Annotated in this window: 12 protein-coding genes; 2 read left to right on the top strand and 10 right to left on the bottom strand. The window is 64.4% G+C overall.

Translation table 11 applies throughout. The features are described 5' to 3' along the window. Positions 1 to 73 precede the first annotated feature (73 nt). The 4 genes from SPITH_RS12735 to SPITH_RS05015 form a co-directional block, all read right to left on the bottom strand. Entirely contained in the window at positions 74 to 937 is an 864-nt protein-coding gene (locus SPITH_RS12735) for a class I SAM-dependent methyltransferase (RefSeq protein ID WP_052296262.1), read from the bottom strand. A gap of 786 nt (positions 938 to 1,723) precedes the next feature. Beyond that, positions 1,724 to 2,410, bottom strand: coding sequence for a cytidylyltransferase domain-containing protein (locus tag SPITH_RS05025; protein WP_014624620.1), 687 nt, complete (start codon positions 2,408 to 2,410; stop codon positions 1,724 to 1,726). Continuing rightward, on the bottom strand, positions 2,407 to 3,324 hold the full coding sequence (locus SPITH_RS05020) for a glycosyltransferase family protein (protein ID WP_014624619.1): 918 nt from the start codon (positions 3,322 to 3,324) through the stop codon (positions 2,407 to 2,409). The genes SPITH_RS05025 and SPITH_RS05020 overlap by 4 nt, the downstream gene beginning before the upstream one ends. Before the next feature lie 10 nt (positions 3,325 to 3,334). Then, positions 3,335 to 4,828 carry a spiro-SPASM protein gene (locus tag SPITH_RS05015; RefSeq protein ID WP_014624618.1) on the bottom strand — a complete coding sequence of 498 codons (1,494 nt, stop codon included), beginning with the start codon at positions 4,826 to 4,828 and terminating at the stop codon, positions 3,335 to 3,337. A gap of 89 nt (positions 4,829 to 4,917) precedes the next feature. On the opposite strand from SPITH_RS05015, the gene xseA reads away from it, so the two are divergent. Then, positions 4,918 to 6,162 carry an exodeoxyribonuclease VII large subunit gene (gene xseA / locus SPITH_RS05010; protein WP_014624617.1) on the top strand — a complete coding sequence of 415 codons (1,245 nt, stop codon included), beginning with the start codon at positions 4,918 to 4,920 and terminating at the stop codon, positions 6,160 to 6,162. After that, a complete protein-coding gene (gene xseB / locus SPITH_RS05005; protein ID WP_014624616.1) occupies positions 6,155 to 6,406 on the top strand; it encodes an exodeoxyribonuclease VII small subunit in 252 nt (83 codons plus the stop codon). Before xseA ends, xseB begins: the two co-directional genes overlap by 8 nt. A gap of 3 nt (positions 6,407 to 6,409) precedes the next feature. Here xseB and SPITH_RS05000 read toward each other — a convergent pair whose 3' ends face one another. From SPITH_RS05000 to SPITH_RS04975, 6 genes are read right to left on the bottom strand one after another with little or no spacing between them, the layout of a single operon-like run. Further along, positions 6,410 to 6,853: a DUF192 domain-containing protein gene (locus SPITH_RS05000; protein WP_014624615.1), complete on the bottom strand. Its 444-nt coding sequence runs from the start codon at positions 6,851 to 6,853 to the stop codon at positions 6,410 to 6,412. Further along, positions 6,828 to 7,364: a hypothetical protein gene (locus tag SPITH_RS04995; protein ID WP_014624614.1), complete on the bottom strand. Its 537-nt coding sequence runs from the start codon at positions 7,362 to 7,364 to the stop codon at positions 6,828 to 6,830. Before SPITH_RS04995 ends, SPITH_RS05000 begins: the two co-directional genes overlap by 26 nt. 8 nt (positions 7,365 to 7,372) lie before the next feature. Continuing rightward, positions 7,373 to 7,708, bottom strand: coding sequence for a double zinc ribbon domain-containing protein (locus SPITH_RS04990; RefSeq protein WP_014624613.1), 336 nt, complete (start codon positions 7,706 to 7,708; stop codon positions 7,373 to 7,375). Continuing rightward, positions 7,705 to 8,670, bottom strand: coding sequence for a hypothetical protein (locus SPITH_RS04985; RefSeq protein WP_245523455.1), 966 nt, complete (start codon positions 8,668 to 8,670; stop codon positions 7,705 to 7,707). Before SPITH_RS04985 ends, SPITH_RS04990 begins: the two co-directional genes overlap by 4 nt. Positions 8,671 to 8,719: 49 nt before the next feature. Continuing rightward, positions 8,720 to 13,312, bottom strand: coding sequence for a SpoIIE family protein phosphatase (locus SPITH_RS04980; RefSeq protein WP_014624611.1), 4,593 nt, complete (start codon positions 13,310 to 13,312; stop codon positions 8,720 to 8,722). Next, entirely contained in the window at positions 13,309 to 16,242 is a 2,934-nt protein-coding gene (locus SPITH_RS04975) for a tetratricopeptide repeat protein (protein WP_014624610.1), read from the bottom strand. The genes SPITH_RS04980 and SPITH_RS04975 overlap by 4 nt, the downstream gene beginning before the upstream one ends. Positions 16,243 to 16,273: the final 31 nt, after the last annotated feature.

Raw genomic sequence — 16,273 nt, 5'->3', positions numbered from 1 at the left:
CCTCCCACACTACACCTCTTACTCCAAGAATCGGCACATCTTCAGCTCGCATGAGGATGTGAGGAGGGGACACTCATCTGTACTTCTTGGCATAGATCTCGATAGTATCACCGAGCCCCAGGAGACCCAGGAGCCGGCCCGTGATCCTCCATCTCAGCGTCCCCGGGGGAAAGAGGCGTCCCAGGACCGGGATACGTTCCGGGTGGAGGCCTGTCTGTCTCACGGCCACCACCTTCATCCCCCACCGTCCGAGGAGACGGCGCATCACCCCCACCGAAAGGAGGAGGTGATGATCACGGGGGCTCTCCCGATAGAAGCGATCCCTCCTGAGGAGCCAGGAGAGGCCGCGCGCGTTCGGGGTGCCGAAGGCGAACATCCCTCCCTTTTTGAGGAGGCGGGCCACCCTGTCGAGGACCTCCGAAAGCCTGCGGAAGTGTTCTATCACGAACCACATGGTGAGGGCATCCCACTCCCCCTCCTCCTCCCACTCCTCGAACCGCCCCACCCACGCCCGCACCCCCAGCTCCTGCCGCACATAGGCCACCGCATCCTCCCCCACATCCAGACCCGCCGGCACAAACCCACCCTCCCTCGCCGCCACCAGGAACGGCCCATACGCACACCCCACATCCAGCACCCTCCCCCCCTCCGGCACCCACCTGCGCAGGACCCTCACCCGCTCCCTCCCCCGCTCCACTATGGACGCAAAATCCTCCAGGTACGTCCTCCCGTACTGGGCGCGGTACTCCTCGAAGAAGTAGGCCGGCCCGTACTCCCGCTCCCCCGGCCCCAACCCCAGCACATACTCCAACCCACACCCCGCACACCGCACCACCGTCCTCTCCTCCCCACGCCACACCGCCCGCCTCCCCCGCTCCCCACACCCCGGACACCCCACCCCGCCCCACCCCTCCACCACCCCCCTCACCACCTCCACCGCACTCCTCCCCCGCCCCCTCCCCCCACACCCCCTCCTCTCCGCCCCTCAGCACACGCCCGAGCAGCCTCACCCACCCCCGCCCCGGCCGCCCCCCCGCAAACCCCGCCCGCCTCCCCAGTCCCGCGTGGTAGGCCGTAGGGTTGAGGAGCAGGACCCCCACCCCCGCCTCCCGCGCCTCGTACGCCGTGAGCCCGAACGAGGTGATCACCAGATCGTAGTCCCCAAGGCGCTCGTGGAGCGGCCCGGAAGGTCGCACCACCCGCCACCCCGTGCGCACCTCCCTCCCGAACCTCGGCCCCACCACCACCTCCACCTCACACCCCCCCCACACCCCCTCATCCAGACCGCACACCCACTCCGTGAGCCCCCACGGATCCTCCCCCCCGAAGCTCACCAGAACCCGCTGGATCTCACGCCCCCTCCCCTCCCGCCGCGGCACCTCCCACCACACCGGCGCCACCCGCACGTTCACCCGTTCCCGGTGCGCCTGCGGCAACCCTGCGAGCACCACATCCGCCTCCCGGGCGAGCACGGGATCCGGATCGAGCGCCACCACCACCCCCTCCTCCTTGAGCGCCCTCACCCACCCACGCCCCGACCGCCGCACATCCACCACCCACACCACCTCCCCCCTCTCACCCTCCCACCTCCCCCCATCCCACACCCGCACCCCTGCCTCAACCCCCTCTTTCCGAAGCCCCTCCGCGAGCCGCTCCATCCTGACCCTGTGTCCCGTCCCCACCCCCCTCCCCTCCTGGGCCACACACACCACCCTCACCCCCATCACCGCACCCCCTCCACCACCGCATCCCGCGCCTTCCCCCCCCACCTCGCCACCAGGTCTTCGATCTCCACATCCGGATCCTCGCTCATGATCCGACACACGAAGAGGAAGTCATCGAGGGTGTCCACCGTGACCCTGAGGTGCGGCGCAGCCCACGAGGGAGGCGGGTCGACCAGGTTCACCACCAGCCCCCCCTCCCCACGGCGCACGTACGGCGTCACGTGCTCCCTGTCGTAAGGGTCGACCGTCTCCTCCGCGGCCCGGAAGAGAGCCGACGCATTCACCACCTCCACCCCCGTGCCCAGCGGCAGGTCTCTGAACCCCGTATAGTCGGCCCCCTCCCGCCGGTGGAGCGCGAGCGCCGCCGAGGCCGCCACCGCAGAGACGAGCGGGTTGTCGCCCGTGGCACGGACCACCGTACGCACCCCATAGGCCCTGGCCGCCATGACGTACCGTGCGAGCACATCATCCCTCGGCCCTGCAAAGACCGCGAACCCACGGGCCCGGGCATAGGGAGCGAGAAAAGGAAGGCTCGCCTCATCCGTGAGCAGCACGTACACATCGGCCGGCACCCGCCTCAGCCGCACCATGGCGTGCTCGATGAGGGTCCTCCCCCCCAGCGCGAGGAGGGCCTTGGCCGGAAGCCGCGAAGAGTCGATCCTGGCCTGGAGGAAGATGCCCGTCATACCTCCTCCACCTCCCAGGAGGCCACCAGGGTGACGGCGTCCTGTCGGAAGAGGCCCTCCGTCTCCTCCAGCCACCTTCGCACATCCCGGAACTCCCTCACGGCCCGCTGCCACCCCACCCCTGCCCGGATCCCTGCGTGGAGCGCCCTCCACAGGGAGAGGTGCATCCTCCCCTCCTTCCTCCTCGGTGCGAGCACCTTGAGGAAAAACCTGAAAGACGAACTGTCGGGCGTGAGATCCTCCGGTGCGGGCTGGGAAAAGAGCTCCACCTCGACGTGTGGGTAGTAGAGGAGCCTGTAGCCGAAGAGGAAACACCTGAAGGCGAACTCGAGCCGCTGCCAGTAGGGATGTGGGATCTCGGGGTCGAACCCGCCCACGGCTTCCACCAAGTCACGACGATAGAGCCCCGTGTAGCCGGGCATGAGGATGGTGGGAGTCCCCCCTGCAGGCCTGCCCAAGGGGAGCACCTTGAGGAGCCGCCGGGAGAAGGCAGGGGCGTAGACCGAGGGGAGGGGCTCTCCTGCGAACCGTAAGGCCGGGACCGAGACCACCACATCCTCCTCAGGCACGGGAAGGCGCCTGGGGAGCCTGAGATCGTGCACCGGCCCATCGAGTACGAGCACGTAATCGGTGGCGGCCTCTGAGAGGGCCACCTCCACCATCTGCCCCCGGGAGACCTGCTCCTTGAAGTAGAGCACACGGAGTTCTGGGTACGTGCTCACCAGGGCATCCACATCGTAGTGCACGGGCCGCTCCTCGAGGAAGAGGATGCGGGCCGGCTGCACCCGTCGGGCGGTGCGGGCGAGGTCCTCCCGCGAGGCGAGGAGCCCGCGCACCATGAGGGCCACGGTGAGGCCCGAGTGGTTCGGGACGGTGCCTGATCCTTCTCCTACCACGGTGTACGGTACGGTCATGCGCATCCCTCTAGAAGTTGAAGTTGAAGTACTCGGTGCACCTCGCGCAGAGCTCGGGATACTCCTCCCGTACGTGACGTTCGTACCACGGCCTCCCCCGCTCCCATAGCTCCTCGAGCTCGTCCTCCCAGACGTTGCCGAGGGCGTGCGCCGCATCGAGGTCTTCACGGCAGAGGGGCACGGTGCCGTCGAAGAGGATCACCATGTCCCGGGCGAGGTGCCAGCAGGGGATGCGGGTGAGGGGCGAGATGTCGACCACCATGCGGTCCGGGAGCCTACCGCAGAAGGAGTCGTACTGCTGGAAGATCACCTTGTACCCGCGGTCGGTGAGGGTCTGATAGAAGGTGCGCAGGTGGGCGTCGTTCTCCTTCATGCGTACGGCCTGGACATAGGTGTGGGCCGGGACGATACGGTGGAGGGTCTCGACGGTGCGGAGGGCCTCCTCGAGCCCGTCGCCGCGGAGGGTCCGATAGAGGGAGGGCTCTACGGCATCGAGGGAGACGATCCACATGAGCCTGCCGGTGGTATCGAGGGAGGCGGTGCGTTCGAGTGCCGCAGGGCCCCAGCCTATCCCGGAGGTCTCGAGCAGGAGGGAGAGCCGCGGGTGGGCGAGGACATGGGCGGCGAGTTCGGCGATGGCGGGGTGAAGGCCGGGTTCGCCCCAGAGGGAGAGGCCGATCACCGCATCGTCGGAGAAGGCGGCGATGCGGTCCACCAGGCCGGCGAAGCGCTCAGGCTCCATGAAGGCACGCACCGCACGCACGTCCTCCTTGAGGGGATAGGGGCAGTAGGCGCAGGACTGGGGACAACCGCGCACGATCTGCACCTGGTAGTAGGCCGGGAGGGTGCGGAGGAGCTCCTTGTGGGAGAGGAGGTAGGCGGTGATCTCGTCGGCGTCCTTGTCCCAGAGGGGAAGGGCGGCGAGCCGGTCGCAGAGGAGGTGGGTGCGGCGGGTGTCGGCGAAGAGGGGGATGCGGAGGAGCCGGGCGTCGTGCGACGAGAGGATGGTCTCTATGTCGAAGGCGTTGATGTCCTTCTGGAGGATCGGAAAGAGGTCCTTGCGGGTGACAGGTTCGTCGCCTGCGAGCCGGGTGAGCGCCGAGAGGGCACGGCGTGAGACCACCTCGGGCGCGAGCCCGTCGGGGTGGCCTTCGGCAAAGGTGTAGTCCGCAAAGTAACGTTCGTGCTGATCGAGGAGGCGGGTGGCGAGGCCGTGGTGGGTGAAGGGGGCGTCGGCGTGGAGGATGAGAAAGGCCTCGGCGTCGGTGTGCGCGGCGAGGGTGGCGAGGGCTTCGGCGAGGCCGCGCTGGGTGGGGGGGGCGAGGAGGGGGGTGGGGGCACCGTCGGGGAGGGGGGGGTGGGAGGGCGGGAGGAGGAGGTGGAGGCGGGGGGAGAGGCGGCGGGCGAGGTCGAGGGCGCGGGCAAAGGCTGAGGGCCCAGAGGCGAGGGGCTTAAGGGCGTATTCGGTGAACTGCAGGCCGGTGAGCACCACGTCGTACTTCATTGTTCACATTATCGTCACCAACCCGCAGGGGGTAAAGAGGTCTCCCTTGCCCCGTTGGGGGAAGATGAGGTACTCTTGGTCCAGCACGTATGAGCATACCGCAGAAGGTCTTTTCCGTCTCAGAGATCACTTCCCTCATCAAGGGCTACCTCGAGGATGCCTTTCCCTACGTGGCGGTACAGGGAGAGATCTCCAACTGCCGGCCTTCGTCCACCGGGCACCTCTACTTCAGCTTGAAGGATGAACGGGCCGTACTCAACGTGGTAATGTTCCAGAGCAGGTATCGCCGCCTCTCGTTCCAGCCCAAGGACGGCATGATGGTCCTGGCGAAGGGCGCCTTGAGCGTGTACGAGGCGCGAGGCGCCTACCAGCTCGTGTGCGAGGAACTCGAGCAGGTGGGCGTGGGCGCTCTCCTCGAGATGCTCGAGAAGCGAAAACAGAAGCTCGCGGCCGAGGGACTCTTCGACAAGGAACGCAAGAGGCCCATTCCTCTCTTCCCTTCCCGCATCGCAGTGGTCACCTCTCCCACGGGCGCCGCCGTACGGGACATCATCAACGTGCTCACACGGCGCAACGCAGGGGTGGATATCGTGGTGGTACCCGCCCCTGTACAGGGAGAGAACGCCGCTCCCATCATCGCCGAACAGATCCGCAGGGCCGACGCGTGGAAGCTCGGGGACGTCATCATCGTGGCCCGCGGTGGAGGCTCCATCGAGGACCTCCTCCCCTTCTCCGAGGAAGTGGTGGTGAGGGCCATCGCCGCGTGCGAAACCCCCGTCATCTCAGCCGTGGGACACGAGATCGACTACACCCTGAGCGACTTCGCGGCCGACCTACGCGCACCCACCCCTTCGGCTGCGGCGGAGATGGTGAGCGCCCACAGGGAGGAACTGCTCCAGCGGGTGCACCACGCCCACCTCACGATGGTTCGAGAGATACGGAGTCTCTGCGAGCGCCTCAGATTCCGCCTCGGCAAGGTGAGCGAGGAACAGCTCGCCCGTCTCTTCACCCTCTACCGGGCACCCTATCTCCAAAGGTGGGACGAGGCACACCAGTCCATCGTTCGTACGATGCGGGAATATCTCCTCAAACTGCGACACCGTATCGAGATGGCACGCGAGATCACCCAGGCACATTCTCCTCGGGCCGTCCTCTCACGAGGGTATGCCATCGTACGGGACGCTGCCACGGGGGACATCCTGCGGGACACCCGCGCCGCCTTCGAGGGGCAGAGGCTCTCCATCACCCTCGCACGGGGGGAACTCGAAGCGCGTACCACGCAGGTGGCCCCGCCGGAAGACGAGTCAGCGACAACGGAGGTGCACGATGCCTAAGAAGGACTTTGAGACCAGACTCTCGCGCCTTGAAGAGATAGCCCAGCGTCTCAAGGAGGGGGATCTCCCACTCGAGGAGGCAACCGCTTGCTTCGAGGAGGGGATCACGCTCGCCCGTCAGCTCGAGAAGGAACTCGCCGCGGTGGAACGGAAGATCGAGATCCTCCTCAACAATCCGGAGGATCCCGAGAGCGCACCCGAGCGGAAAAAACCCGAAATGGGTCTTTTCGACTTCGAAGGCTGACGGCTACTGCCTGAGCCGCTCAGGCAGATGGACCACGTCTCCTGCCCTGATACCGTGCATATCGAAGAATCCCTCTTCCACCTCGAGGGCGTACCGTACAGGGACCGAGGCCTGAACGGGCACTGTCGAAAACGGCACGAGGTGGTGGATCTCCCGGATCACCCCCGCCTCGTCGATGAAGGCCACCGAGAGCGGGAGGGGGGTATCCTTCATCCAGAAGGCCGCCCGGTACGCCCTGGGGAACACGAAGAGCATGCCGTCATAGGGCGCGAGGGTCATGCGGCCCATGAGGCCCCGCTCCCGTTCCGCCGGAGTATCGGCAACCTCCACCTTGAGCGATATTCCGTCGATCCTGATGTGTGCCATCTCCCCTCCACCGCATCCGAACAGGACGGAGAGCGCGAGGACCAGGCTGGCCGCCTTAAAAGAGATCCATGAACGCTTCACGGGCCATGTCCTCCGTGCTCTGAAGTACCGCCTTGCCTTGGGTGAGATCCTCATGGGAGGTCCGGTCGATGTATTTCACGGTGAGCGGTCGCTCGAGGATGAGGATGGTCTTCTCGTCCGACCAGCGTGCGAGCGAGGGGCTGAACTCTTCCGGGTCGCCGTATTTCTCCACGAACTTCCGGTACATACCGAAGTAGTCGAGCTGTGTGGTATCGAGCTGGAGCACGATGAGCGAGAGTCGCTCGTTGTAGAACTGGAACTGGGCGTTCGTGATATACTTCCAGGCCCTCGTCTGGATGATGATGTCGTCCCGACCGGGGCTGAAACTCACATCAAGCTCCTCTCTGTAGAGAAAGAAGGTATCACGTTTGAGCTTCTCCTTCACCACCTCCACAGCCTCACTCAGTTGGATGCCACGGAACCCCCGCTGAATGGGCTGGGGAGGCGGCGCCTCCTGGGGAACGATCCAGAGGAGGGACAAGAACATCACAAGGAGGCCGTACACCCTCATGACACCTCCTAGAGAGAGAGATAGAAGTAGATGAGCACCAGAAAGGTGGCACCCAGGAGGAGCATGATGATCCAGAAGAGCGAAGCGGGAAGGGAGTCCTTCTTCTCGAACATCACGAAGGAGCTGGTTCCATCCGACGGTTCCTCCCGTCTCTCCTGCGGGTAGTGCACCTCACCCAGGTAGCCGCAACTCGGACACCCCTTCAGGAACTCCTTCACCCCCCCGGTGTACCCACACTCGGGGCACCTCACATCGGTGAAGATCCTTCCGCAATGGGGGCAAATCCTGTCCCGCGGGCTCACCTGCTGGTGACAATACTCACAGTAGAACGTGCTCCTCTTCACGGCGAAAGCTCCACCACGTCTTCGGCCTCAAGCACGGCGATGAGGAACTCCTCGTAGGAGGCCTCCTGCTGGTAGTAGGTGGTGATCTCCCACCGCCGGGGCGTCTCCTCGTCCACCGGCCAACGCGCCTCGATCACCTCAGGCCCTGCACACCAGACCCCTGCAGGTTCGGCTCCTCCCTCCCAGGAAGCGAGGTATCCGTAGGATCTGCCGGAGAGGGGAATCTCGAGCACCCGGATCGGCACTTCGTCCCGACCGTAGGCATAGACGAAAAGGGAGAGTCCGTCTTCGGCGGGGAGACCTGAGACCGCGAGGTACCAGTGGGTGTGATTCCGTGCCAGCCAGATCCGCTCGGGGAGGAGATCACGAGTCCTCCAAAAGCGTGCGTCCTCAAGGGGGATCTCCTCCTCCCTCTCACCCGTGCCCCTGAAGGCGCGCAGGGGGAGACCGTCGTCAAGAGCCTCCCAAGAGGGCGGGTATCTCTTCCAGTCCCGGATCGCGCCGTCGAGGAACACCGGCGAGAACGGCACCGGCACACTCCAGAGGGGGAGAACCACGGGAGCACCGTCCTCACTGAGGAGCACTTCCTCGCTGAGGGGATACCAACCGGGTGTGGACGGAAGGAGAGCGCGGAACAACCTCACCTGGAAGGTCTCACGATCGATGAGGTACCCTGTGACCAGGGCGGGCACCTGTCTCATCTCGACCCATTCCCCTGGGGCGAGGAGCTCGATCTCGTCCCCCCTCTCCTCGAGGAAGGAGAGGAGATCGGGGATCGAGGCGGCCGAGAGGCGGGCGATCTCCTCCTCGTTGTGCACAAGAAGGAAGCCTGCCGGCTGGGTGGAGGCGTTGTAGAGGACCACCTCATCCCTGAACTCGCTCGAGTTGAGGGCGGCGAGCACGGTGGTGAAGAGGAAGAGGAGCACGTAGTGGCGTATCTTCATCCTTCTTCCTATCGGCATGGAAGGCTCCGTTTTTCAGCGGAAACAGGAGACAGTCCCGCGCGCATGCCTACCCCTTCCTCTGGAGGGCCATCACGGTGAGGTCGTCGTACTGCTCGTCCTCCTTCAGATTCCTATGGAGGAGGTATTCCGGCCGCTCTGGATCAGGCTCGGAATCTGTGAAGTAGAGACCGTACTGGAGGAAAGTCCGTTTGAGGCACTCATCCACAGCGCGATCCACTACGACCACGTCCGAAGGCCCGGTCGAAGGATCGCGGTAGATGCGAAACATCTTCTCCACGGCGAGGAGTCCCAACACCATGTCCCTTGCCGTACTGGAAAGGGAAGAGAAATCGAAGACGAGCTCCACGGGATCAGGATCGAGCACCCGGATGAGGCGGTAGGTTCCCCTCCGTGCAATCGTCTCCACCACCGCTCGGATCCGTTCGAGACCGAACTCTTCGGTCTCCTCTCCGGGACGCAGGTGTGAGGGCACCTCACCAGAGGTGATTTCCTCTTGGGTGACGGTATGTGGTGTGAAGTCAGGATTCTTGAGGACCCGTTGGGCCTCCTCGAGTCCATCGGTGAAGAGGATGAGGATGTCGCCGGGCGAGAGCTGGAGCGAAATCTGCTTGAACCCGCCTTGCATCTCCACGAGGGAACTGTCGAAGACCCCGGCCGCCGGTGCGGTGGGGAGCCGTATCTCCTTGAGACGCCTCTCGGCGGCACTGAAGTAGTGAAGAAGGGTATCCCCCGCGTTCGAGACAAAGCACCTCCCCGTCCGCTCGTTGTAGAGCCCCACGGTCATGGCTGCGAACCGACCTTTGAACTCTCTCCCTGCGATGAGATCGTTGATCTCCGAGAGGAGCCTGTCCAGGTGCACCCCATCTCTCCGTACGTCGAGGTTCTGGCAGTAGTTGAGGAAGATGGTGGCAACCTCCACCATGATGAGGGCCGCCGGCACGCCCTTGCCGGCCACGTCGCACTTGAGGAATGCATAGTGATCCCTGTCCACCTTCTGGTAGTAGAAGTAGTCCCCCGAGACCCCTTTGGCACCCTCGTAGTACCCGAAGATGGAGAGGCGTTCGTCTTCCTCCTCGGCGGTGGTGAGCTTGCGCCCGGCCTCGTCCTTCTTCAAGGGGATGAACATCTTCTGGACCTCCTTACCCACGATGAGCTCCTTGTTGGCTGCCGCGGCCTTCACGAGCCCCTGGGTCATTTCGTTGATGGTCTCGGCGAGAAGGGCGAGCTCGTCACGCGACTTCACCTCTATCACGTGGTCGGCGAGCTTCTCCTTGTCCTCGGTGTCCCGTATCACCTCCACCCCCGCGACGAGCTTCTTGATGGGATTGACGGTGATGGCCGAGAGCAGGAGGGCCCCTCCTATGCCCAGGAGGAGCGCCGCCACGGTTATGAGGGCCGTGATCCTGATGAGAGCGGCCCGGGAAGAGGCCACCTCCTGGATGATCCTCTCGGTGGAGATCGTGAGCCGCACCATCCCACGGACATAGGCGTCCTCCCCCCGCACCCTGTAGAGCACGGGCTTGAAGAAGGTGTACCTGGTGGTACCATAGTCCAGGTCTTCGGGGTCGAAGGTGGGGACGCTCCCCACCACATTGCCCACCTGCTGGAGCACCGCACGCATGCGGGCGTCGAGTGTGCGGATGGTCTCCTGGAGGTCCTGGAGCCTCACCCGCGAGGCTTCGTCGGTGCGCGTGGCGAGGGCGAGGGCCTCACGACCAAGACTGTCGATCTGCCGGGGGAGATCACCCAAGGCCTCACGCGCCCGCTCGTTCAGGGTACGGACGAGCTCGATCCTCAAGGGCGTGATATCGTCGGTGATCACCGACTCTCCGGGCACGAGCTCGGCGGTATCGATCATGGAGGCGATCTGGGAATCGTTGGAGGCCCATACGATCTCAGGGGCGTCGGGTTCGAGACCCGCGAAACCCGTGATGGTGGCGGAGAGGGCCTCCTCCATGGCCGAGATCTGGGCAGGCAGCTGGAGCAATTCGAGGGTGCTCTGCGAGGGAAGGTAGGTGCGGGCTCCGCTGGCGAGGCTCTCCAGGAGCACCTCCGTGCGTTCCTTCAGGGCGCGCGCGAGGCTGCGCTCCTGTGTGGAGATCATGTAGGCCCCGAGCGGGATGGCCACCAGGAGCACCACCGTGATCACGAGTACGGTGAAAAGGAGGGTGAACTTCACCCTGAGACTCATTCCTCTTCGTCGCATACGCACCACCTCCTGTTTCGTCAGACCCGGCAGCCGCATCCCCTTCACGAGAGCACGGGCCTGGGCGGTGAGGAGGGACTGCTCCCTCATCACCCCTGCGAGTTGGAAAACCGCCACCCCACTCACCACGAGGAGGGCCAGCATCACGAGGACTACCGCGACAGTGCCCGAGGAGATACTGTAGCGAGGAACCGGGAGGAGGGTCACCGGCAGGGAGTAGTCACCGAAGTACCCGATCTTCACCGTGCCGCCCGGCTCCAGAGCGATGAGAGGCCGAGGGGTGATCGAACGGCCACGCGTGGGGTGGATGACCCCCACGTAGTAGTGCCCTTCATCGGGGTTATCGATCACAGGGCCGGCGATCACCCTGTCCGACCTCACGGTAAACTCACCCCTCTCCAGCGAAAAGACGTAATGGTAGGGCTCCTTCCCATCCTCGTCGAGAAAGATCGTATGTACTTCCCCTCCCTCCGCGAATCCCCGGCCGTGTATGGTGAGGGCCACACGCCCGAGATCGTCCTTGCTCGCATCCACATAGGTGATGTAGGTGACCGGCACGTACTTGTTGAGCCGAAAGAAGACCACCTGCGGAGGACCTGCATTGCCCACGGTATCTATGGCCCGTACACTCAAAGCCCACAAGCCGTTGTCGAGATTGCGGAAAGAGAGGATAGGATTTTCGGTCATCACATAGGCGGGAGGGGGCGAAGGGCTCCACCCTTCCGGAAGCTCGGGCTCCATCCAGCGGACAGGTTCCTCATCTCCCGGCTGCACCCCCTCTCCGAAGGATACCAGCTCGTCAGGTCGATTCGGACGCACGTACTCGAGCCGGTAGGAATAACCTGCCACGGGCTCGTCAGGTGGGGGAGTCCAACTCACGCTGAACGTATTGGAGGGCAGGAATCCCTCCTCGTCGTAGGGGAGTGGCTCGAAGACCACCTTACCTGGAGGCGAGGTATCAAGCACGTAGGAAAAAGTAGCAGGCTCCGACCAGTTACCGGCGTAGTCCTGGGCGATGATCCTGAAGTACCACGGCCCGTCTTCGGATGCCTCCACCGTGACCTCCGTGGTGTCCTCAAGGACCATGAGCCTGTGCGGCACGGGTGCCGAGGGATCCTGCGACCATACGTAGCTGAAACCGGCTATCCCAGAGGAATCGAAAGGAACACTCCACCGGATACGCACTCTCTTCGTCCGCGATCGGGCGCCCTCGCGTACCCCTTCGGCCTCTATCCTGGGCGAAGGGACGCTCCTGTCAGGCTCGAGGAAGGCGATGCGCGAGCGCGCACCCTGACGCTGCTCCCAGAAGACGAAGAGGTCACCGTCGATCAGGAGGGGAAAGGGGAAGAAGGCCCGCACCCCTGGGGGAGAGAGATCACTCGATCTCCAATCCAGGCCCACCCTGTAGGCAAGCCTCACGTGCTCTTCCCCCTTGCCCGTGTCCAACCACAGGACGTAAGGCTTCCCTTCATAGGGGAAGATGCGAGGGGCATAGTGGGCATAGTCTCCCGAGGAAATCCGTTCCATGGGACCGGCGGGAGTGCCATCGGAGGAGAGCTCAAGGAGGTAGATCTGCGTGGGGGTGCGAGCGTAGGTGCGCTCCCAGACCAGGTAGAGCCTGTCGTCCACCACGGCGAGGAAAGGCCTCTGATTGTCGAAGACCTGGAAGGCGGCGTCGGGCACCTGTGGATCTTCCCCATGGGTGAGGGGAACGGCAGGAGACCATGTCCTCCCTCCGTCGGTACTCACCTTGCAGTAGAGTTGGTAGGTCCCGCGCTCCGAGAGACCGAACGACTGGTAGACCACGTACTCTTTCCCTCGCCAAGAGGCATGAGCGGGGAGAAAGTTGAGCTCCAACTCCCTTCTCTCCTCCAGCTTCGTGAAGGAAGACCACGTCCGCCCATCGCTCGAGCGGGCATAGAACAGGCTGAGAGAGTCCTCGATGGACTGGTTCACGAAGAGGAGATACCCTCCGTCCTGGGTCTCGAAGAGGCGCGGCCCCACCGAGACATCGAAACCGGCCCCCACGTCGAACGAAGAAAACGAGGCACCCCCGTCCTCGGAGATGAAGAGGCGTGTGGTCCGTTCGTCATACGTGAGGGCCACGAACACCCTTCCCCGCCCATCCACGAGGAGGGAATAGATGGCGGCCTCATCCCCCACGAAAGGGATTTCCGTGACGAGGGAAGGCTCGCTCCACTGCCCCCCTGCGCGAAATGCACTCACGAACACCCCTATCACACGGGAGGACCCTCTCCGATAGAACTCCTCCCATCCGATCACCGCGAGGCCCCCACCTGTATCCCCCTGGATGAAACGCGCACCCTCTCTCCCCATGAGATGGGGAGCCTCCCAGTAGAGCTCCTGAGCCCCCATACTCCAGGTAATGAAGAGGATCACCGGCAACACGCAGAGCGGGAGGAGACGTCTCATAGCCTGGATTCTATCCTCCGTTTGAGCTCCAAGAGGGGAGGATACCTTTTCGCCCTCTCATCGGCAAGAAGTTCCTGGACGATGGCCAGGGCCTCGTAGTATCTCCCCTCCACATATTTCTGTTCGGCCTCCTTGTAGCGCCTGAGCGCGTAACTGGGGAGGGTGACCGTAGTTTGAGCCCCCATGGCAAGCTGGATCCGGTCCTTGAGGGCGACGGCATCCTGATTGTCAGGATCGAGGGTGATCGCCTGGTTGAGCTGCTCAAGGGCCACAGGGAAGTTCGCCCGATCGTTCCGGTTGAAAATATCGAGGGCCTGTACGTAGAGTTCCTTCGCTCGAGCGATATTTCTCGGATCCGGAGGAGGCACCCGTACTCCCAGGGTGATCTCGGCCCGATAGATCGCATCCTTGAGCCCCGGAAAGTCGGGACGTATGGCAGCCAGGTCCTGGAGCTCCACGTAGGCCTCCTGCGGCGCCGTATTCAGCTTTGCAATCGACTCGTCGATACGCCTCCTGAAAAGCGCATCGAAGTTGTCGGGATTTCTCAACTGTTCGATCCTCAGGAGGAGTATGCTCGCATCCCTGTTGAGGGGGAAGGCCATCCTCACCCTGAGCAGCTTCTCCACCGCCTGATCAAGGAGTCCCATCCCCTCGTCCCGTCTCCCACCCTCGATAAGAGTCGAGGCCCTCTGGTAGTCCTGACGCGCGAGGTTGAGAAGCTGGGTGATCTCGCTGTAGAGAGGGTCGGTCTCCGAGATGGTCCTGCCCCGCTGGATGGCGAGGGCGGCCCGGACGAACTTGAGCCAGTAGACCACCTCTTCGTTGTCCTCGGTATGGGTCACCCGCCATCTGGCCTGAGCCCGAAGCAGGAGTCGCTCCGCCTCCTCGAAGTTACCCAGGAGGTACTGCTCCCTCCCCTGGGTGATGAGGGATCGTACCTCACGGATGATCCGCTGGTTCTCCTCACTCACGATACGCTCCGACAGGGCGATGAGCCTGGCATCCACTTCCCTCCTCAGCTCCATATCTTCCTGATACGAGAAGGATGTGGCGAAGAGTTCGCCGGCCTCGGAAAGGAGAGTCCGGGCTTCCTCGTAGGCCTCTCGATCGATTGCACGCTCCGCGTCCCGTAGTTTCTTCAGCCCCTCGTTTCGGTATCGTTCCGCGAGGAGAGACTGCTCACGGGCCTGTCCCTTGAGTCCCTGGAGCGTCTCGAGGAGAGCACGCGCTTCCTCTGCGCTCGAGTCGAAACCCGCAACGAGCCTCTCCACCCCCTCATCGGTACGAAGGTACTCCTCCATAGCGGCGTACACCCGGCTGCGGGATGCATGGAACGACAGGTATCCCTGCAGCGCCTGCTCCGCCTCCTCCGCCAGGGCAAGGGCCTCTCGAGGATACTTCGCGAGCACGGTCTGGAGCGTACCCCCCACCTCCACCTCCTCCTCCCTCCCCTCGAGCAACTCCCGCACGCCCTGCACCATCGCCGCCACCTCCCTCACCCCCTCCTCCATCCTCCCCACATCCCCCGCCAGGGCCTCCACCACCACCCGCACCGCCCGCCTCTCCTCCTCCCCCGCCACCCCCTCGAGGTACCGCACCGCACCCTCCACCACCCGTGCCGCATCCCGTCCCCCGAACGCCCCGAACCGCCCCTCGAACACCCCCGCCATCTCCTCGAGCTCCCCCATCACCCCCCACACCCCGGCCACCCGCTCCCGCACCGCCGCGAGCCGCACATCCACATCCCCCTCAAGCACCCCCACCCCCAGCACCTCCCTCAACCGCCCCATCGCCCCCGCCACCGCCCCGTACGCCCTCCCCACCAACACGGTCCTCCCCCCACGCCCCACGATCTCCCGCTCCCAATCCCCCATACCCCCCCTCTCCCATACCCCCGAGGCACCCCAGCACTCCTGCAGCCGCACCATCACCCCTGCGAGCCGCATCGCATCCTCCCACACCTCCGCCCCCCCGAACCCTTCCTGCACCACACCCTCGAGTCTCCTCTCGAGCCCCGCCGACACCCCCCCGAGCCCCTCGAGCAGAGCCCGCTCCAGGGCCCCCACCACCCCCTCCCGTTCCCGCACCTGCACCCGTCCCAGGACGAACCGCTGCATGAACCCCAGGAAGAAATCCTCCCGCTCCAGTCCCGCACTCTCCATCACCCGAAGGTTCTCCCACGCCACCACCCGCCCCAGGCGGAAAACCTCCCTCCTCGCAGCAGCCAGCCGGAACGCAGCCTCTCTGAGAGCCGCATACCCCTCCACCACCTCATCCACCCCACCCCCTTCGACCACAGCCGCATACCCCTTCCAGGCATCCTCAAAATCGGCCAGCACCTCGGAAAGCCCGCCTGCGACCCCCTCCAGGCGCGAGACCACCCTGCCCACCTCGTCGAGTATCACATTCCCGTACTGCGAGGAGAAGAACTCCTCCCGGTAGAGCCCGAACCCCTCCTGATAGAGCCGGACCGCCTCGGCGTACCTCCCTGCATCGAGAAGCCGGGCCCCCTCCTCCATGATCCCCCTGAACCGATCCTGATTGTACACGAACCGGGCCGTCTCCTTGGCCCTCGCGAGCGACTCCCTCACCGCCGGATCCGGTTCCTCGTCCATTCCTTCGAGCTCTTCGATGATCTCGAGAGCCCGCTCGACATCCCTCTGGACATAGAGCACCTCGATGAGCTCGGCATACAGGGCGTTGAAATCCCCCCGCACCATCCGCACCCGTGCGAGAAGGGCCTCCGCCTCCTCCATCCGATCAGGATCCTCCCTCATTACCTGGGTGATGATCTCTATCGCCCTGTTGTACCGCTTCTCCTCGATGAGACGCCGGGCCATCTCGAGCTCATCCTCCCCCTGCCCACCTGCATACACCACCCCCCCCACCAGGAAGACGAGGAGACACCACAGGAGCAGCCTCACACCCATGTACCTCACGCGACCTGCCTCACCATGCCAA

It is taken from the genome of Spirochaeta thermophila DSM 6578, from assembly GCF_000184345.1.
Taxonomy (GTDB): domain Bacteria; phylum Spirochaetota; class Spirochaetia; order Winmispirales; family Winmispiraceae; genus Winmispira; species Winmispira thermophila.
Note: the sequence above shows the minus strand (reverse complement) of the source record. Positions and strands in the feature narration are given on the sequence as shown.

Coding starts and splice junctions, on each gene's coding strand:
- SPITH_RS04975 (WP_014624610.1), bottom strand. CDS start 16,242: ATGGGTGTGAGGCTGCTCCTGTGGTGTCTCCTCGTCTTCCTGGTGGGG.
- SPITH_RS05025 (WP_014624620.1), bottom strand. CDS start 2,410: ATGACGGGCATCTTCCTCCAGGCCAGGATCGACTCTTCGCGGCTTCCG.
- xseA (WP_014624617.1), top strand. CDS start 4,918: ATGAGCATACCGCAGAAGGTCTTTTCCGTCTCAGAGATCACTTCCCTC.
- SPITH_RS04995 (WP_014624614.1), bottom strand. CDS start 7,364: ATGAGGGTGTACGGCCTCCTTGTGATGTTCTTGTCCCTCCTCTGGATC.
- SPITH_RS05020 (WP_014624619.1), bottom strand. CDS start 3,324: ATGACCGTACCGTACACCGTGGTAGGAGAAGGATCAGGCACCGTCCCG.
- SPITH_RS04985 (WP_245523455.1), bottom strand. CDS start 8,670: ATGCCGATAGGAAGAAGGATGAAGATACGCCACTACGTGCTCCTCTTC.
- xseB (WP_014624616.1), top strand. CDS start 6,155: ATGCCTAAGAAGGACTTTGAGACCAGACTCTCGCGCCTTGAAGAGATA.
- SPITH_RS04980 (WP_014624611.1), bottom strand. CDS start 13,312: ATGAGACGTCTCCTCCCGCTCTGCGTGTTGCCGGTGATCCTCTTCATT.
- SPITH_RS05015 (WP_014624618.1), bottom strand. CDS start 4,828: ATGAAGTACGACGTGGTGCTCACCGGCCTGCAGTTCACCGAATACGCC.